Here is a 15152-nt window from a genome sequence, read left to right as displayed (position 1 = left end):
CCTATTTGGGAGAGGTCAGGGGGCGATGCCCGCGGCCGCCGGCTTGAAACCGGCGCGGATGTTCTCGCAGCATCCGGGACGGCACACGTCGAACCACGGCCCGAGGTCGGTGGTGTGCGCGCGATCGGCGGCAGGACGACCCTCGAGGCGCTCCTGGATGAGGTCGACGATGCCGGCCACGAAGGCCGGTGACACACCGGGGGTCGGTGTGCGGGTGAACGCGAGCCCCGCCTCCTCTGCGGCCTCCTTCGCCTCGGTGTCGAGATCCCAGAGCACCTCCATGTGATCGCTCATGAAGCCGACCGGCACGACGATCACCGCGCGGCGGCCCCGTGCGGGCAGCTCGGCGATCACATCGCAGACATCGGGCTCGAGCCACGGCTGCGACGCGGGGCCGGAGCGCGACTGGTAGACGAGCTCCCACGGCACGTCGGCCGCCGCGGGGGCGAGCTCGGCCACGCGGTGCATCACCCACGCTGCGACCGCCTCATGCTGAGCGGCGTACGCGCCGCCCTCGCCGAGGTCCATGTCGCGCGGGCCGGAGCGCTTGGCGTCGTCCATCGGAATGCTGTGGGTCGAGAAGAGCACCTGCACGGCGTCCGGAGCCAGGCCCTCGTCCAGTCGAGCACGCACCGCGTCGTGCACGCCCTCGACGAACGCCTGTACGAAGCCGGGGTGGTCGAAGAACGGACGGATCTTGTCGATGGTGACGACGCCGTCGTACTCCGTGCCGTCGAGCACCCTCGCGAAGTCCTCGCGGTACTGCCTACAGCTCGAGAACGAGCTGTAGGCGCTCGTCGCGAACGCCAGCAGCGTGGTGTGCTCATCCGCGACCGCCTCGGCCACCGCGTCCTCGAGGTACGGCGCCCAGTTGCGGTTGCCCCAGTACACGGGCAGCTGGATCGACCGGGCCGCGAGCTCGGCCTCGAGCGCCGCCTTCAGCGCACGATTCTGCGCGTTGATCGGGCTGACCCCGCCGAAGTGACGGTAGTGGTGCGAGACGTCCTCGAGGCGCTCATCGGGGATCCCGCGGCCGCGGGTGACGTTGCGCAGGAACGGGATCACGTCGTCCTGGCCCTCCGGGCCGCCGAATCCGGCGAGCAGGATGCCGTCGTAGGCGACGGGGACCTCGACGTGTGCGGAGCCGGTCGATGCGGCCGGCGAGGCGTGCGGTACGACGATCTTCTCTGATGAGCTCACGGGTACATCCTGACACCGACTCTCTATGAGCCAGCATCGAGATCTGCACCCGCATGCGGGGCTGGCGTAGGCTGTCATGGTTGCCGTCGGCGCCAGCAGCGTCGATGCACCTCGACATCCCCTCCACCAATGGGAGAAATCAGCTGTGCCTGGAGAAAACCTCACACGTATCGAAGCGCAGGAGCGCCGCGCCGTCATCGACACGCAGTCGTACGAGATCTCACTCGATCTGACCAAGGGCGCGGAGGTGTTCGGATCGCGCAGCGTGGTCCGCTTCACGGCGACGCCCGGCGCGTCGACCTTCATCGACCTCATCGCACGGGATGTCCGGGAGATCACGCTCAACGGCGAGCAGATCGATCCGAGCGCCGCCTTCGGCGACTCGCGCATCTCACTCGACGACCTGCAGGCCGAGAACGTCCTCATCGTCGACGCCGACTGCCTGTACACCAACACCGGCGAGGGCCTGCACCGCTTCGTCGACCCCGTCGACGGCGAGGTGTACCTGTACTCGCAGTTCGAGGTGCCCGACTCCCGCCGCGTGTTCGCGGTGTTCGAGCAGCCCGATCTCAAGGCGACGTTCCAGTTCACCGTGACCGCGCCCTCGGCGTGGAAGGTCGTCTCCAACTCCCCCACCCCCGAGCCGATCGTGCACGACGCGTCCTCGGGCTCCGAGGGCGTGGCGACCTGGGGATTCGCCCCGACCCCGCGCATCTCGTCGTACATCACCGCGCTCGTCGCGGGTCCCTACGAGGCCACCTTCTCCGAGCTCACCAGCGCGTCCGGTCGGGTCGTGCCGCTCGGCGTCTACGGCCGCAAGAGCCTCTGGCAGCACCTCGACGCCGACTACATCTTCGACAAGACCCGCCAGGGCTTCGAGTACTTCGAGGCGAAGTTCGGCGTGCCCTACCCGTTCGAGAAGTACGACCAGCTGTTCGTGCCCGAGTTCAACGCGGGCGCCATGGAGAACGCCGGTGCGGTGACGTTCACCGAGTCGTACGTGTTCCGCAGCAAGGTGACCGACGCCGTCAAGGAGCGTCGCGTCGTCACGATCCTGCACGAGCTGGCGCACATGTGGTTCGGCGACCTCGTCACCATGAAGTGGTGGAACGACCTGTGGTTGAACGAGTCGTTCGCCGAGTGGGCGTCGACCATCGCCACGGCGGAGGCCACCGAGTGGAAGGCCGCCTGGACGACCTTCAACGCGATGGAGAAGACCTGGGCGTACCGCCAGGACCAGCTGCCCTCGACCCACCCGATCGTCGCCGAGATCAACGACCTCGAAGACGTGATGGTCAACTTCGACGGCATCACTTACGCGAAGGGCGGCTCGGTGCTCAAGCAGCTGACCGCATGGGTCGGCATCGACGCGTTCTTCGCCGGCGTCGGCCAGTACTTCCAGAAGCACGCGTGGGGCAACACCGAGCTGGGCGACCTGCTCGCCGAGCTCGAGGCCACCAGCGGGCGCGACCTGACCACCTGGGCGAAGAAGTGGCTCGAGACGGCGGGCGTCAACACGCTCGCGCCGGTCATCGTCGATGACGCCGCGGGTGTCATCACCCGCTTCGCGGTGACCCAGACGGCTCCCGCCGACTACCCGACCATCCGTCCGCACCGCCTCGGCATCGGGTTCTACACCCTCGATGACGCCGCGGGGCGGTCGGAGCTGGTGCGCACCCACTACGTGGAGGTCGACGTCGACGGCGATCGCACCGAGATCCCCGAGCTGCAGGGCCTCGAGCGTCCCGACATGGTGCTGCTCAACGACAACGACCTCGCCTACGCGAAGATCCGCCTCGACGAGCGCTCGCTCGCGACCGCCATCGAGCACCTGTCCGACATCTCCGACCCCCTCGCGCGCTCGCTCGTGTGGGGTGCGGCGTGGGACCAGACCCGGGATGCCGAGACCGCCGCCTCCGATTACATCGACCTGGTACTCGGCAACATCGGTCGCGAGACCGAGTCGACGACGGTGCGCACGACGCTCTCGCAGCTGCAGCTCGCGGCGAACATCTACGTCGCGCCCGAGACCCGCGCGGCCGCCCGGGAGAAGGTCGCCGACGGACTGTGGGCGCTCGCCCACCAGGCCGAGCCAGGCAGCGACAGCCAGCTGCAGCTCGTGACCGCGTTCGCCAACTCGATCGCGACCCCCGAACAGGCCGGCATCGTCGGCCGGCTGCGCGCGGGCGAGGAGACCCTGCCGGGGCTGGAGATCGACGCCGACCTGTCGTGGCTGCTGCTCACCGGCCTCGCCGCGGCAGGCGCCACCGACGCCGCAGCCATCGACGCCGCGCTCGCGGCCGACAACACCTCCAAGGGCGCCGAGTTCGCGGCCCAGGCGCGCGCCGCGCTGCCGACGGCCGAGGCGAAGCACGCCGCGTGGTCGTCGCTGATCGACAACAGCGACCTGCCGAACACCATCGTGCGCGCCGCCGCCCTCGGCTTCGTGCACCCGGCGGGCGTCGAGGTGCTCGGCGCCTTCATCCCGAAGTACTTCGAGATGCTGCTGCCGATCTGGGAGGAGCGCACCTACCAGATCGCCGACTACCTCATCGTCGGCCTCTACCCGCGGTCGCTCGCGAGCGTCGAGCTGCGTGACGCGACACGCGCGTGGCTCGCCGAGAACCAGGACGCGGCCCCGGCGCTGCGCCGTCTCGTCCACGAGAACCTCGCCGACGTCGAGCGCGCGCTCGCCGCGCAGTCCCGCGACGCCGAGGACTGATCCGCACGGCACCGTCAGCCGATCAGGCCTCAGCGCACGCAGAATGCGCTGAGGCCCGATCGCTAACATCGACGTGATGGACATCCGCTTCGCCGCCGAGACTCCCGCCCCCGACCCCACCGATCCGGGGTGGTGGGGCGGCGTGCTGGAGATCCTGCTGAAGATCGGCGGCAGAGCGCTCACCGTCGCCGTGATCATCGCCAGCTGCGTGGCCATCGCGTTCATCCTGCGCCTGGTCATCCGCCGCGTCGTGCAGCGCATCGTCAACAGCGCGAAGACGAAGGCGCGGGTCGACGACACGCAGGCTCTCGAGCGCTCCCCGCTCGCCGACATGCGTCTCGTCCAGCGCACCCGCACGCTCGGCTCGATCCTGCAGAACATCGTCAACGTGATGCTCGTGGTCATCGCGCTCGTCCTCACCGTGAACGCAGTCGATTCCAGCCTGCTCGGCTCGCTCACGCTGCTGACCGCCGCGGTCGGCGCCGGTCTCGGCTTCGGCGCGCAGAACATCGTGAAGGATGTGCTCAACGGCATCTTCCTCGTCGCCGAGGATCAGATCGGCATCGGCGACGTCGTCGATCTCGGCCTGGCATCCGGTGTCGTCGAGTACGTCAGCGTGCGGATCACGCAGGTGCGCGACGTGAACGGCACCCTCTGGTACGTCCGCAACGGCGAGGTCACCCGCATCGGCAACATGTCGCAGGGCTGGGCACGCGCCATCGTCGACCTCGGCGTCGCGCCTGACGCCGACCTGGAGCTGGTCGAGAAGTCGATGATGGACACCGCGCAGAGCCTGGCGAAGGACCCGAAGTGGCGCACGCGCATCATCGCGAAGCCGGAGATCTGGGGACTGGAGAGCGTCGACGGCGATGCCCTCGTGGTGCGCGTGGTCATGAAGACCCGCGCCAACGCGATGGACGACGTCTCGCAGGAGCTGCGTCGTCGGCTGCGGGCCGCGCTGGCCGAGCAGGGCATCGGCGTGCCGCGCCTGGCCGCGGTGACGCTGACCGGCCTGGAGGGCGCCCGCCGGGTGCGCGGAGCCAACCCGCCGGTCACGAAGCCGAACCCGGTCACCGGCGTGCCGCGCATCGTGGATCGCGGCATCTGGCGACGCAAGAAGACGACTGACGAGGAAGGCGGCGCACAGTGACGTTCTACGACGAGGTCGGCGGCCGGCCCACCTTCGAGCGCCTCGTGGCGGTGTTCTACCGCGAGGTCGCGCTCGACCCCGTTCTGAAGCCGATGTACCCCGAGGAGGATCTCGGGCCCGCCGCCGAGCGCCTGACCTGGTTCCTCGTCCAGTACTGGGGCGGGCCGACGACGTACGGCGAGCAGCGCGGTCATCCGCGGCTGCGGATGCGGCATGTGCCGTTCCACATCGATCCGGATGCCAGGGACCGCTGGCTGCGTCACATGCGCACCGCGCTCGACGAGGTGCAGCTCTCGCCGTTGCACGAGGCGACGCTGTGGGACTACCTGGAGCGGGCGGCGTATGCGATGGTGAACACATTCGAGCCCTCGGGCATCGGTGCCCGCCCCCAGGGCCGCCCGACGCTCGAGCACCGCGCCGCCCCGGAGTCGACGGAGACCACATGACCACCCCGCCCCGCATGCCCGCCACCGACGTCCTCGTGATCGGCTGGGGCTGGCGGGGCTGGTGGCCGCCACCGAGGCGCTCGCCGCCGGTCGACGGGTCACGATCATCGACCAGGAGCCCCGCCAGAACCTCGGCGGGCAGGCGTGGTGGTCGTTCGGGGGCCTGTTCCTGATCGACTCCCCCGAGCAGCGTCGGATGGGCATCCGGGACTCGCTCGATCTCGCGCGGCAGGACTGGTTCGGCGGCGCCGGCTTCGACCGACCCGAGGACGCCTGGCCGCGGCTGTGGGCGCAGGAGTACCTGCAGTTCGCCGCCGGAGAGAAGCGCGCCTGGCTGCGCGAGCGCGGGGTCGGGTTCTTCCCGGTGGTCGGCTGGGCCGAGCGAGGAGGCGGGGGCGCGATCGGACCGGGAAACTCGGTGCCTCGCTTCCACATCACGTGGGGAACGGGTCCGGGCATCGTCGCCCCGTTCGCCGCCGCCGTCGAGCAGGCGGAGGCCGAGGGACGGGCCCGGGTGCTGCCCCGCCACCGGGTATCGGATCTCCTCGTCGACTCCGGCAGCGTCGTCGGGGCACGCGGCACAGTGCTCGCCGATGCCCTCGCCCCGAGGGGCGTGCCGACGTCGCGCGAGCCGGTGGCCGACTTCGAGATCAGGGCGGACGCCGTGATCGTCGCCTCCGGCGGCATCGGCGGGGATCACGATCTCGTCCGAGCGGTCTGGCCCGAGCGTCTCGGCACGGCGCCCGAGCACATGCTCACGGGAGTCCCCGCGTACGTCGACGGCTCCATGCAGGCGGTGGCGCGGGCGGCGGGCGCCGACCTGATCAACGCCGACCGCATGTGGCACTACGTGGAGGGGATCGAGAACGTGGATCCGGTGTGGCCGGGGCACGGCATCCGGATCCTCCCCGGCCCGTCGTCGCTGTGGCTGGACGCGACCGGCAGCCGCCTTCCGGCGCCGCTGTATCCCGGCTTCGACACGCTCGGCACGCTGGCGCACCTGCGCGGCACCGGTCACGACCACTCGTGGTTCGTGACCACGCGGAGGATCGTCGAGAAGGAGTTCGCGCTGTCGGGCAGCGAGCAGAACCCCGATCTCACCGGGCGGGACGTCGGGCTCCTGCTGCGCTCACGCCTCGCGAAGGGGCCGACGGAGCCTGTGCGCGCGTTCCTGGAGGGAGGCGCGGACTTCATCGTGGAGGACGATCTGGAAGCGCTCCTCGCCGGCATGCGCGCCCTGCCCGGCGGCGAGGTCCTCGACGTCGACCGCGCACGCGAAGAGGTGCTCGCGCGTGATCGCGAGATCGACAACGACTTCACGAAGGATGCGCAGATCGCCATGCTGCGCTCGATGCGGGGCTATCGCGGTGACCGGCTGATCCGCACCGCGGCGCCGCATCGTCTGCAGGATCCCTCAGCTGGCCCCCTGATCGCCGTGAAGCTGCACGTGCTCACCCGCAAGTCGCTCGGCGGCATCCACACCGACCTCGACGCTCGCGCGCTGGACGCCGCGGGCGATGCCATTCCCGGGCTGTTCGCCGCCGGTGAGGCGAGCGGCTTCGGCGGTGGCGGGATGCACGGCTACCGAGCGCTGGAGGGGACCTTCCTCGGCGGGTGTCTGTTCTCCGGTCGCAGGGCGGGACGAGCCGCGGCGCGCTGAGCGCGGGTCCGGCGCGCCGGCTACGGGGTCTCCGAGCCTGCCGAGGAGGCCGTGCTGCGCACGGCGGTGAGGCCGGTCACGGCCGGGCCGCGACTGAGCACGTGCCCACGGGCGAACGCGAGTCGCGTCCAGCGGCCCGACCGGGTGATGCGCACCTGCTCGGCGCCGTTGATGAAGCCGAACGCGTGAGCGGCGAACGCCACACCGCGCGGCAGTCCTGACAGGGCGTCGTCCGGTTCGCCCCAGATGCGGGCGCGCAGCGCACGCACGGCCTCCTCGCCGGATCCGGGTGCGGTGCCGTGCGCGACGGCCGAGATGCCCCACTGGGCGCGCTCGGCGACCGTCTGCGCGGTCAGATGGCCCACGTGCTCCCACTGCGCGCGCGGCGGCGCGACGCCCGCCCACGCAGGCGCGCGACCGGTGTCGGGAAGGGTGAGCTCGTGCGGGTTCTCGCCCTCGGCGAGCTCGTCGACGACGATGTCGCAGTGCAGTTCGGGATCGGCGCGCACGATCCGCATCGCGAGCACCGTGGGCGTCTGATCGAACAGGCTCTGCGGCGCCAGCGCCGCCGAGGTCAGAGCGAGCACGCCGTCGGCCGCCTGCAGCCGCACCCCGTCCGCTCCGGCCTGGGCCGCTCGCCCGGCGAAGGTCAACACGTCACGGGCGGTCTGGGCGTCGGCGAGCACGAGCGGTCTGGTCACCCCTCTAAGTTAGCCGGATGACCGCCGGCCCGGAGGCCGGTGATCCGTCGACCTAGACTGGTCGGATGACCGCTGAGCAGGATGCCCGCCGATCCGTCGACGCCCTTCTCGACGTCCTCGATCTGGCGGAGTCGGAGGCGAGGACCACCGAGGACATCTTCACCGGCCGCTCGCATTTCATGCCCACCGGGCGGGTGTACGGCGGTCAGGTGCTGGCTCAGTCCCTCGTCGCCGCGGAGCGCACGCTGCCCGAGGACCGTGTGGTGCACTCGATGCACGGCTACTTCCTGCGACCGGGAGACACGACGAGCAGGATCACCTTCTCCGTCGACCGCATCCACGATGGGCGCTCGTTCTCCACGCGCCGCTGCCAGGCGTTCCAGGGCGGCGTGCCGATCTTCTCGATGATCGCGTCGTTCCAGGACGAGGATCCGGGTGCCGAGCACGCCGAGCCGATGCCGGGCGGCATCCCCGACCCCGAGCAGCTGCGTCCCGACGAGGAGCTCGTCGGCGAGGTGCACCCGCTGACGCGGAAGATGCTCGCCGAGCGCCCCGCCGATGTGCGCCACGTCGAAGGTCCGCTCTTCGTCGACGTCGCCGGGGAGGCGGTCGCCCATCAGGCGGTGTGGATGCGGATGCGCGCGGCGATGCCCGACGATCCGCGCCTGCACCGGGCGGCGCTCGCGTATCTGAGCGACATGACCATCCAGGAGCCGATCCTGCGCCGCCACGGGGTGACCTGGAGCACCCGGGGGCTGAAGGTCGCGAGCCTCGATCACGCCATGTGGTGGCACCGCTTCGGCCGCGCCGACGAATGGGTGCTGTACGTGCAGGAGTCGCCCAACGCACGCGGTGGACGCGGGCTCTCCACGGGTCGGATCTACGACCGTGCGGGGACACTGCTGGCCAGCGTGGCGCAGGAGGTCATGGTGCGGGTGCCTGAGGCCGGCGTGTGAGCGTCAGCGACGCGCGTAGCTGATCGGCTCCCCGACGTACGGCTGCCACGCCTCACGCATCTCCGGGCTGATCCGCACCGGGCGGCCGGTGACGGCATCGACGAGCACGATGACGGCGGTCGAGCGCGCGTACAGCACGCGTGCGGAGCTCGCCGGATCGTTGTGGACCTCGTAGCAGACCTCGAGACTCGAGCCGCCCAGCTTGCCGAACCACATCTGCACCTCGAGCGGACGGCGCTGATACGGCACGGGCGCCAGATACTCGATCTCCTGACGGGCGATCAGGGTCAGCACTCCCTGATCGATTCCGGAGGCGAGGATCGCCGTCTCCGGAGCCTGCTCCCCCGGCTCCGGCTTCCAGAAGGCGCGCACCCGCGCCTCCTCGAGCAGCTTGAGCATCGAGGTGTTGTTGACGTGGTTGAACGCGTCGAGGTCGCCCCATCGCAGGTGGATGGGGATGTGCAGACGCCGGAATGTCACGGTCACAGCTCCCGTCAGGTTCGATCGGCGTGGGAACCCCGCGCCCCGGCTGCTCCGGACAGCGCCGGGCGCCGTCCGGAGTGGGGCCCGGGGATCAGTCGCGGGTCAGCTTGCGGTGGGTCGTGCGGTGCGGGCGCGCCGCCTCCGGGCCCATGCGCTCGATCTTGTTCTTCTCGTACGCCTCGAAGTTGCCCTCGAACCAGTGCCACTGCGCCGGGTTCTCGTCCGTGCCCTCGTAGGCGAGGATGTGCGTGGCGATGCGGTCGAGGAACCACCGGTCGTGCGTGATGACCACCGCGCAGCCGGGGAACTCGAGCAGGGCGTTCTCGAGCGAGCTCAGGGTCTCGACGTCGAGGTCGTTCGTCGGCTCATCGAGAAGCAGCAGGTTGCCGCCCTCCTTGAGCGTCAGTGCGAGGTTGAGGCGGTTGCGCTCACCACCGGAGAGCACGCCGGCCTTCTTCTGCTGGTCAGGGCCCTTGAAGCCGAACTTCGAGACGTATGCGCGCGAGGGGATCTCCGTCTTGCCGACCGTGATGAAGTCGAGCCCGTCCGAGACGACCTCCCACAGCGTCTTGTTCGGATCGATGTTCGCGCGGGACTGGTCGACGTAGCTGATCTTCACGGTCTCGCCGATCTTCAGGTCACCGCCGTCGAGGGGCTCGAGCCCGACGATGGTCTTGAACAGCGTGGTCTTTCCGACACCGTTCGGACCGATGACGCCGACGATGCCGTTCGGCGGCAGGCTGAAGCTCAGACCGTCGATCAGCACCCGATCCCCGAACGCCTTGCGCAGCTTCTTCGCCTCGATGACGACGCTGCCGAGGCGCGGACCGGCGGGGATCTGGATCTCCTCGAAGTCGAGCTTGCGGGTGCGCTCAGCCTCGGCGGCCATCTCCTCGTAACGGGCCAGACGCGCCTTCGACTTGGTCTGCCGACCCTTGGCGCTGGAGCGCACCCATTCGAGCTCGTCCTTCAGCCGCTTGGCGAGCTTGGCGTCCTTCTTGCCCTGGATGTCGAGGCGCTCGGCCTTCTTCTCGAGGTAGGTCGAGTAGTTGCCCTCGTAGCCGATCAGGCGACCGCGGTCGACCTCGGCGATCCATTCCGCGACGTTGTCGAGGAAGTACCGGTCGTGCGTGATCGCGATGACCGCGCCCTTGTAGTCCTTGAGGTGCTGCTCGAGCCAGAGCACGCTCTCCGCGTCGAGGTGGTTGGTGGGCTCGTCCAGCAGCAGCAGGTCGGGCTTCTGCAGCAGCAGCTTCGCCAGAGCCACGCGACGCTTCTCACCGCCCGAGAGCGGGCCGATCTCCGCGTCCGCCGGCGGCGTGCGCAGGGCGTCCATCGCCTGCTCGAGCTGGGAGTCGAGGTCCCAGCCGTCGGCTGCGTCGATCTCCTCCTGCAGCACGCCCATCTCGGCGAGCAGCGAGTCGAAGTCGGCGTCGGGGTCGGCCATCAGCGCCGAGATCTCGTTGAACCGATCCAGCTTCGGCTTGATCGCCACACCGTCCTGGATGTTCTCCAGCACGGTCTTGGTCTCGTCGAGCTCGGGCTCCTGCATGAGGATGCCGACGCTGAAGCCGGGGGTGAGCTTCGCCTCGCCGTTGGACGGAGTGTCGAGGCCGGCCATGATCTTCAGGATCGTCGACTTTCCGGCACCGTTCGGGCCGACCATGCCGATCTTGGCGCCGGGCAGGAACGCCATCGTCACGTCGTCGAGGATGAGCTTGTCACCGACCGCCTTGCGCGCTCGCACCATGGAATAGATGTACTCAGCCATACCTTCACCGCTCCTCTGGAGGATCTGTCTCAGCGCCCGTGATCGGCGCAGCGCATGCCGGGTCCGGATGCGCGAAGTGTGTGCGGCCGAACACGGGGGCTGCCCCTCTGGTCGGCTCGGCTTCCCAGCCTACCGGTCGACGCGCGCGGCAGCGCTCAGGCGCCGTGCGGTCGACTCCGACGACGGGTCACCAGTCGATGGGCCTGGTGCCGCCCACGAGACAGGCTCCGTCAGCCAGTCGAGGAAGCACCGCCGTGACGGGCTCGCCGGTCGACGGGCCGACCTGACCGACGAGGCACTGCGTGTCGCTCCACGCGACCGAGAACTGCAGGCTCTCCGCGGGGTTGCCGACCGTGCTCCGATCGGCGGTCACCTGCATCGCGTCCTTCGCGAAGCCGGCCTGCTCGAGGGCGTCGACGTAGGCACGGCCCTGCAGCCGCGAGTCCGATGCCCACACGCGGGCGGTGACCTCCGTGAAGGCGGCGAGAGCGGCATCCGCACCCGTCGGCGAGGCAGACGGTGCGGGGGCGCTCTCGGCGGCCGCAGGCGCAGGCGACGGTGAGACGGGGGGCGTGACAGGAGCAGCCGTCGGAGCACAGGCCGTCAGCGCGAGCGCGAGCGCCCCCGCGCTGACCAGCAGAGAGCATGATCGCGCCGACCGCCGGGCGGGGACGGAGGACCTGTGGCGCACGCCTCGAGTCTAGGCGCTCGGTTCTGCGTCCCCGCCGCGTCGGGCATCACGCGAAGGTCAGAGCGTCATCGCGGGACTCCCCCGCGGGGTCGTCGGAATCCGGCCCACCGGCCGGACGCAGCCCGGCGTCTGCCCACGCCTCATGATCCGCCGCGGTGGGCTCGTCGAACGCCGGTGCGTCGTCGCCGGCGGGCGGCACGCTGGCCTGCTCCGGACGCGGGCGGCGCACGAACGCGCTCGTACCGCGCCGCAGGTCGTGGCCGATCGCGTCGGCGGTGAGCTCGATGTCGATGCCCTTCTTGCCGTTCGCCTCCCACTCCTTCTGGCGCAGACGCCCGACGACGATGACGGGGTCGCCGCGGTGCAGCGACGCCTTCGCGTGCTCGGCGAGCTTGCCGAACGCCGAAACCGCATACCAGTTGGTGACCCCGTCGACCCAGGCGCCGGTGCGCTGATCGAAGTACCCGGACGAGGTGGCGACGCGGAAGTTGATCACCACCTTGCCGCTTCGGGTCTCGTTGCCGGTCGGGTCGTTGCCGATGTTCCCGGCGATGGTCAGGACGTCGTTGGTGATGCTCATAGCGTGCTCCTTCGTTGCCGGGACCAGCCCGGGTTCGACCAGAGTGCATGCCGCCGCGGGTCGCACGGAGCCGGTATCGCGGCGACGGTGGACAACCGGCCGCCGACGCGATCGGTGCAGGAAGACCGCGCGAGCAGGTGGGTCGTCAGTGCAGGAACAGCAGCAGCGCGGCGACGGCGATGAAAAGGGCGCCGAAGACCGAGTTCAGGACGCGCTGACCGCGGGCGTGGGTCGTGAACCGCCGGAACGATTTGGCGGCGGCGGCGAAGAAGAACCACATCACCAGGATGTCCACGACGATCACGGTGCCGACGAGCACCAGGTACTGCGGCAGCGGATCGCGGTCCAACCGGACGAACTGCGGCACGAAGGCGAGGAAGAACACGATCGCCTTCGGGTTGAGCAGGTTCACCCAGAATCCCCGCCGGAAGATCGACCATGCGCCTTCGCGCGCCGAGATGGTCGTGTCGACGCCCTGCGGCTGCGGCGGCGTCAGGAGGAGGCGGATGCCGAGATAGATCAGGTAGGCGGCGCCGGCGTACCTGATGATCTCGAAGAGCAGCGGCGATCGCGAGACGACCAGGCCCACCCCCGCCGCGACGATGACCACGTGCACGATGAGAGCGGCCTGCTGGCCGAGCACGCCCCACAGCGAACGGCGCCAGCCCTGCACGAGGGCGTTGCTCATCGTGTTGATCGCCCCGGCCCCGGGTGTGAAGCTGATCACCACGCATGCGGCCAACAGGGAGAGCCATACCGTCCAGGTCACCAGCACAGCGTAGTGATCCCGGGCCGTCGGTGCGGAATCGGGCCGTGTCGGCGCCCCCTCCTATGGTGTCGGCATGACCTTCCCGCTCGATGCTCCGGCCTGGCTCACCCGCGTGGGCGTGTTCGATCTCGAGACGACCGGCGTCGATGTGGCGCAGGATCGCATCGTCACCGCGCACGTCGGGGTGCTCGATCGGCACGGCAGGGAGCTCGCCGCCCGTGACTGGCTGGCCGATCCGGGAGTGCCCATCCCCGACGGCGCGGCGGCCGTCCACGGGATCAGCACCGAGCAGGCCAGGGCCGACGGTCGACCGGCGCGTGAGGTGGTGGCCGAGATCGTGCATGCCCTTCGCGCACTGTTCGCGCAGGGTCTGCCGATCGTCGCGTACAACGCCTCGTACGACTTCTCGCTCCTCGCGCACGAGGCGCGCCGCCACGGGATCCCCGAGCTGATCAGTCCGTCGCCGGTCATCGACCCGCTGGTCCTCGACAAGGCGTTCGACCGATACCGTCGCGGCAAGCGCACGCTCACCGTCGTCGCCGATCACTACGCGGTGCCTCTGGATGACGCGCATGAGGCGTCGGCGGATGCCGTGGCCGCGGGGCGGGTGGCGCTCGCCCTCGCCCGCCGGTTCTCGCTGCCCCGCTCGGCAGCCGACCTGCACACCAGGCAGATCGGGTGGGCACGGGACCAGGCGGCGAGCCTCACGGAGTACTTCATCGGGATCGGGCGGATCGACCCCGAGCAGCGTCTCGACGGCTCGTGGCCGGTTCGAGGCTGAGGGCGCCGGCACGCCGGATGCGAGGGGCCGGATGCGATGAGGCCAGGTGCCCGATCGCGGAGCCCGGGCACGACGAAGGCCCCGCCGGGGCGGGGCCTTCGCTGCGGCTGCTTACTTGGCGGAGCCGCCGAAGTTCTTGAAGCGCTGGTTGAACCGCTCGACACGACCGGCCGAGTCCATGATGCGCTGCTTGCCCGTGTAGAACGGGTGCGAAGCCGACGAGATCTCGACATCGATGACGGGGTACTCCACACCGTCCAGCTCGATGGTCTTGTCGCTCGTGACGGTGGAGCGGGTGAGGAAGGTCTCTCCCGAGCCGAGGTCACGGAAAACGACCGCGCGGTAGTCGGGGTGGATGTCAGTCTTCATGGGGTTCCTTACGTGGTGCCCTGGATTCTGCCAGAGTCGAGGGAAGTCTGTGGTGCTATCGCACCAAGGATCTACTTTAGCACCACTCAGGCGGCGCGTGCGGCGTAGCGGCCGCCGTCCTGCGTGAGCACGATCGGCATGCCGAACGCCTCGGTGAGCGCTTCCGCCGTCAGAGTCTCGGCGATCGGCCCGCCGGCGACGACAGCGCCGTCACGCAGCAGCAGCACGTGAGTGAAGCCCACCGGGATCTCCTCGACGTGGTGGGTCACCATGACCATCGCCGGGGTGGTCGGCGATGCGGCGTACCCGCCGAGCAGCTGCAGCAGCTCCTCGCGGGCGCCGAGGTCGAGGCTCGCCGTGGGCTCGTCGAGCAGCAGCAGCTCCGGATCGGTCATCACCGCGCGGGCGATCTGCACGCGCTTCTGCTCGCCGTCGCTGAGCGTTCCGAACAGGCGCTCCGCGAGGTGCTCCAGGCGCCAGTCGGCGAGCACACGCCGCGCGCGCCGCTCATCGATGGCCTCGTAGTCCTCGTTCCAGCGACCCATCACGCTGAACGCGGCGGTCATGACCGCGTTGAGCACGGTCTCGTCGCGCGGAATGCGGCGGGCCATGGCGGACGAGGCGAAGCCGATCCGCGGCCGCAGCTCGAACACGTCGGTGCGTCCGAGGGTCTCGCCGAGCACGGTCACCGTGCCCGACGTCGGGTGCATGAGGGTGTCGGCGAGCTGCAGCAGCGTCGTCTTGCCGGCGCCGTTGGGCCCGAGCACCACCCAGCGCTGATCCTCGGACACCGACCAGGTCACCCGATCGACGATGTTGCGGCCTTCGCGACGCACGACGACATCGGTGAGATCCAGAGCGCTCGACATGAGG

General features: G+C 69.9%; 14 protein-coding genes and 1 pseudogene. 6 read left to right on the top strand and 9 right to left on the bottom strand.

Translation table 11 applies throughout. From position 1 onward, the window contains the following. Positions 1 to 15: 15 nt before the first annotated feature. Complete coding sequence (locus AB0O65_RS06375) at positions 16 to 1200, bottom strand: ferrochelatase (protein ID WP_071643464.1); 1185 nt, start codon at positions 1198 to 1200, stop codon at positions 16 to 18. Between the two features lie 145 nt (positions 1201 to 1345). Here AB0O65_RS06375 and pepN point away from each other — a divergent pair, with 145 nt between their 5' ends. From pepN to AB0O65_RS06355, 4 genes and pseudogenes are all read left to right on the top strand, one after another. Next, positions 1346 to 3922 (top strand): aminopeptidase N, encoded by a 2577-nt coding sequence (gene pepN / locus AB0O65_RS06370; protein WP_071643463.1) that lies wholly within the window; start codon positions 1346 to 1348, stop codon positions 3920 to 3922. Between the two features lie 76 nt (positions 3923 to 3998). Continuing rightward, the gene (locus AB0O65_RS06365; RefSeq protein ID WP_191713360.1) at positions 3999 to 5072 is read left to right on the top strand and encodes a mechanosensitive ion channel domain-containing protein; all 1074 of its coding nucleotides are present in this window, start codon (positions 3999 to 4001) and stop codon (positions 5070 to 5072) included. Beyond that, entirely contained in the window at positions 5069 to 5518 is a 450-nt protein-coding gene (locus tag AB0O65_RS06360) for a globin (RefSeq protein ID WP_071643459.1), read from the top strand. Before AB0O65_RS06365 ends, AB0O65_RS06360 begins: the two co-directional genes overlap by 4 nt. Further along, a pseudogene (locus tag AB0O65_RS06355) lies at positions 5515 to 7178 on the top strand (FAD-binding dehydrogenase). Before AB0O65_RS06360 ends, AB0O65_RS06355 begins: the two are co-directional and overlap by 4 nt. Positions 7179 to 7198: 20 nt before the next feature. Here the strand turns inward: AB0O65_RS06355 and AB0O65_RS06350 are convergent. After that, positions 7199 to 7879, bottom strand: a complete 681-nt coding sequence (locus AB0O65_RS06350; protein ID WP_071643455.1) for a hypothetical protein — start codon at positions 7877 to 7879, stop codon at positions 7199 to 7201. A 65-nt stretch (positions 7880 to 7944) separates the two neighbouring features. Here AB0O65_RS06350 and AB0O65_RS06345 point away from each other — a divergent pair, with 65 nt between their 5' ends. Further along, a complete protein-coding gene (locus AB0O65_RS06345; RefSeq protein ID WP_191713356.1) occupies positions 7945 to 8835 on the top strand; it encodes an acyl-CoA thioesterase II in 891 nt (296 codons plus the stop codon). Between the two features lie 3 nt (positions 8836 to 8838). Here the strand turns inward: AB0O65_RS06345 and AB0O65_RS06340 are convergent, their stop codons facing one another. The 5 genes from AB0O65_RS06340 to AB0O65_RS06320 all read right to left on the bottom strand — a co-directional run bounded on the left by AB0O65_RS06340 (position 8839) and on the right by AB0O65_RS06320 (position 13129). Continuing rightward, the gene (locus tag AB0O65_RS06340) at positions 8839 to 9315 is read right to left on the bottom strand and encodes a thioesterase family protein (protein WP_071643493.1); all 477 of its coding nucleotides are present in this window, start codon (positions 9313 to 9315) and stop codon (positions 8839 to 8841) included. Positions 9316 to 9409: 94 nt separating this feature from the next. Continuing rightward, the gene (gene ettA, locus AB0O65_RS06335; protein WP_363383714.1) at positions 9410 to 11089 is read right to left on the bottom strand and encodes an energy-dependent translational throttle protein EttA; all 1680 of its coding nucleotides are present in this window, start codon (positions 11087 to 11089) and stop codon (positions 9410 to 9412) included. A gap of 187 nt (positions 11090 to 11276) precedes the next feature. Next, on the bottom strand, positions 11277 to 11780 hold the full coding sequence (locus AB0O65_RS06330) for a hypothetical protein (RefSeq protein WP_313478443.1): 504 nt from the start codon (positions 11778 to 11780) through the stop codon (positions 11277 to 11279). Positions 11781 to 11826: 46 nt separating this feature from the next. Continuing rightward, a complete protein-coding gene (locus AB0O65_RS06325; RefSeq protein WP_363383712.1) occupies positions 11827 to 12360 on the bottom strand; it encodes a single-stranded DNA-binding protein in 534 nt (177 codons plus the stop codon). A gap of 145 nt (positions 12361 to 12505) precedes the next feature. After that, positions 12506 to 13129 carry a LysE family transporter gene (locus tag AB0O65_RS06320; RefSeq protein WP_071643492.1) on the bottom strand — a complete coding sequence of 208 codons (624 nt, stop codon included), beginning with the start codon at positions 13127 to 13129 and terminating at the stop codon, positions 12506 to 12508. Positions 13130 to 13202: 73 nt separating this feature from the next. On the opposite strand from AB0O65_RS06320, the gene AB0O65_RS06315 reads away from it, so the two are divergent. Then, positions 13203 to 13910 (top strand): 3'-5' exonuclease, encoded by a 708-nt coding sequence (locus tag AB0O65_RS06315; protein ID WP_071643446.1) that lies wholly within the window; start codon positions 13203 to 13205, stop codon positions 13908 to 13910. 111 nt (positions 13911 to 14021) lie between these two features. Here AB0O65_RS06315 and AB0O65_RS06310 read toward each other — a convergent pair whose 3' ends face one another. Then, positions 14022 to 14279, bottom strand: a complete 258-nt coding sequence (locus tag AB0O65_RS06310) for a type B 50S ribosomal protein L31 (protein WP_071643444.1) — start codon at positions 14277 to 14279, stop codon at positions 14022 to 14024. Positions 14280 to 14365: 86 nt separating this feature from the next. Further along, positions 14366 to 15148: an ABC transporter ATP-binding protein gene (locus tag AB0O65_RS06305; protein WP_071643442.1), complete on the bottom strand. Its 783-nt coding sequence runs from the start codon at positions 15146 to 15148 to the stop codon at positions 14366 to 14368. Positions 15149 to 15152: the final 4 nt, after the last annotated feature.

The sequence above is a fragment of the Microbacterium sp. NPDC077391 genome, assembly GCF_040686955.1.
Classification (GTDB): Bacteria; Actinomycetota; Actinomycetes; order Actinomycetales; family Microbacteriaceae; genus Microbacterium; species Microbacterium commune.
Note: the sequence above shows the minus strand (reverse complement) of the source record. Positions and strands in the feature narration are given on the sequence as shown.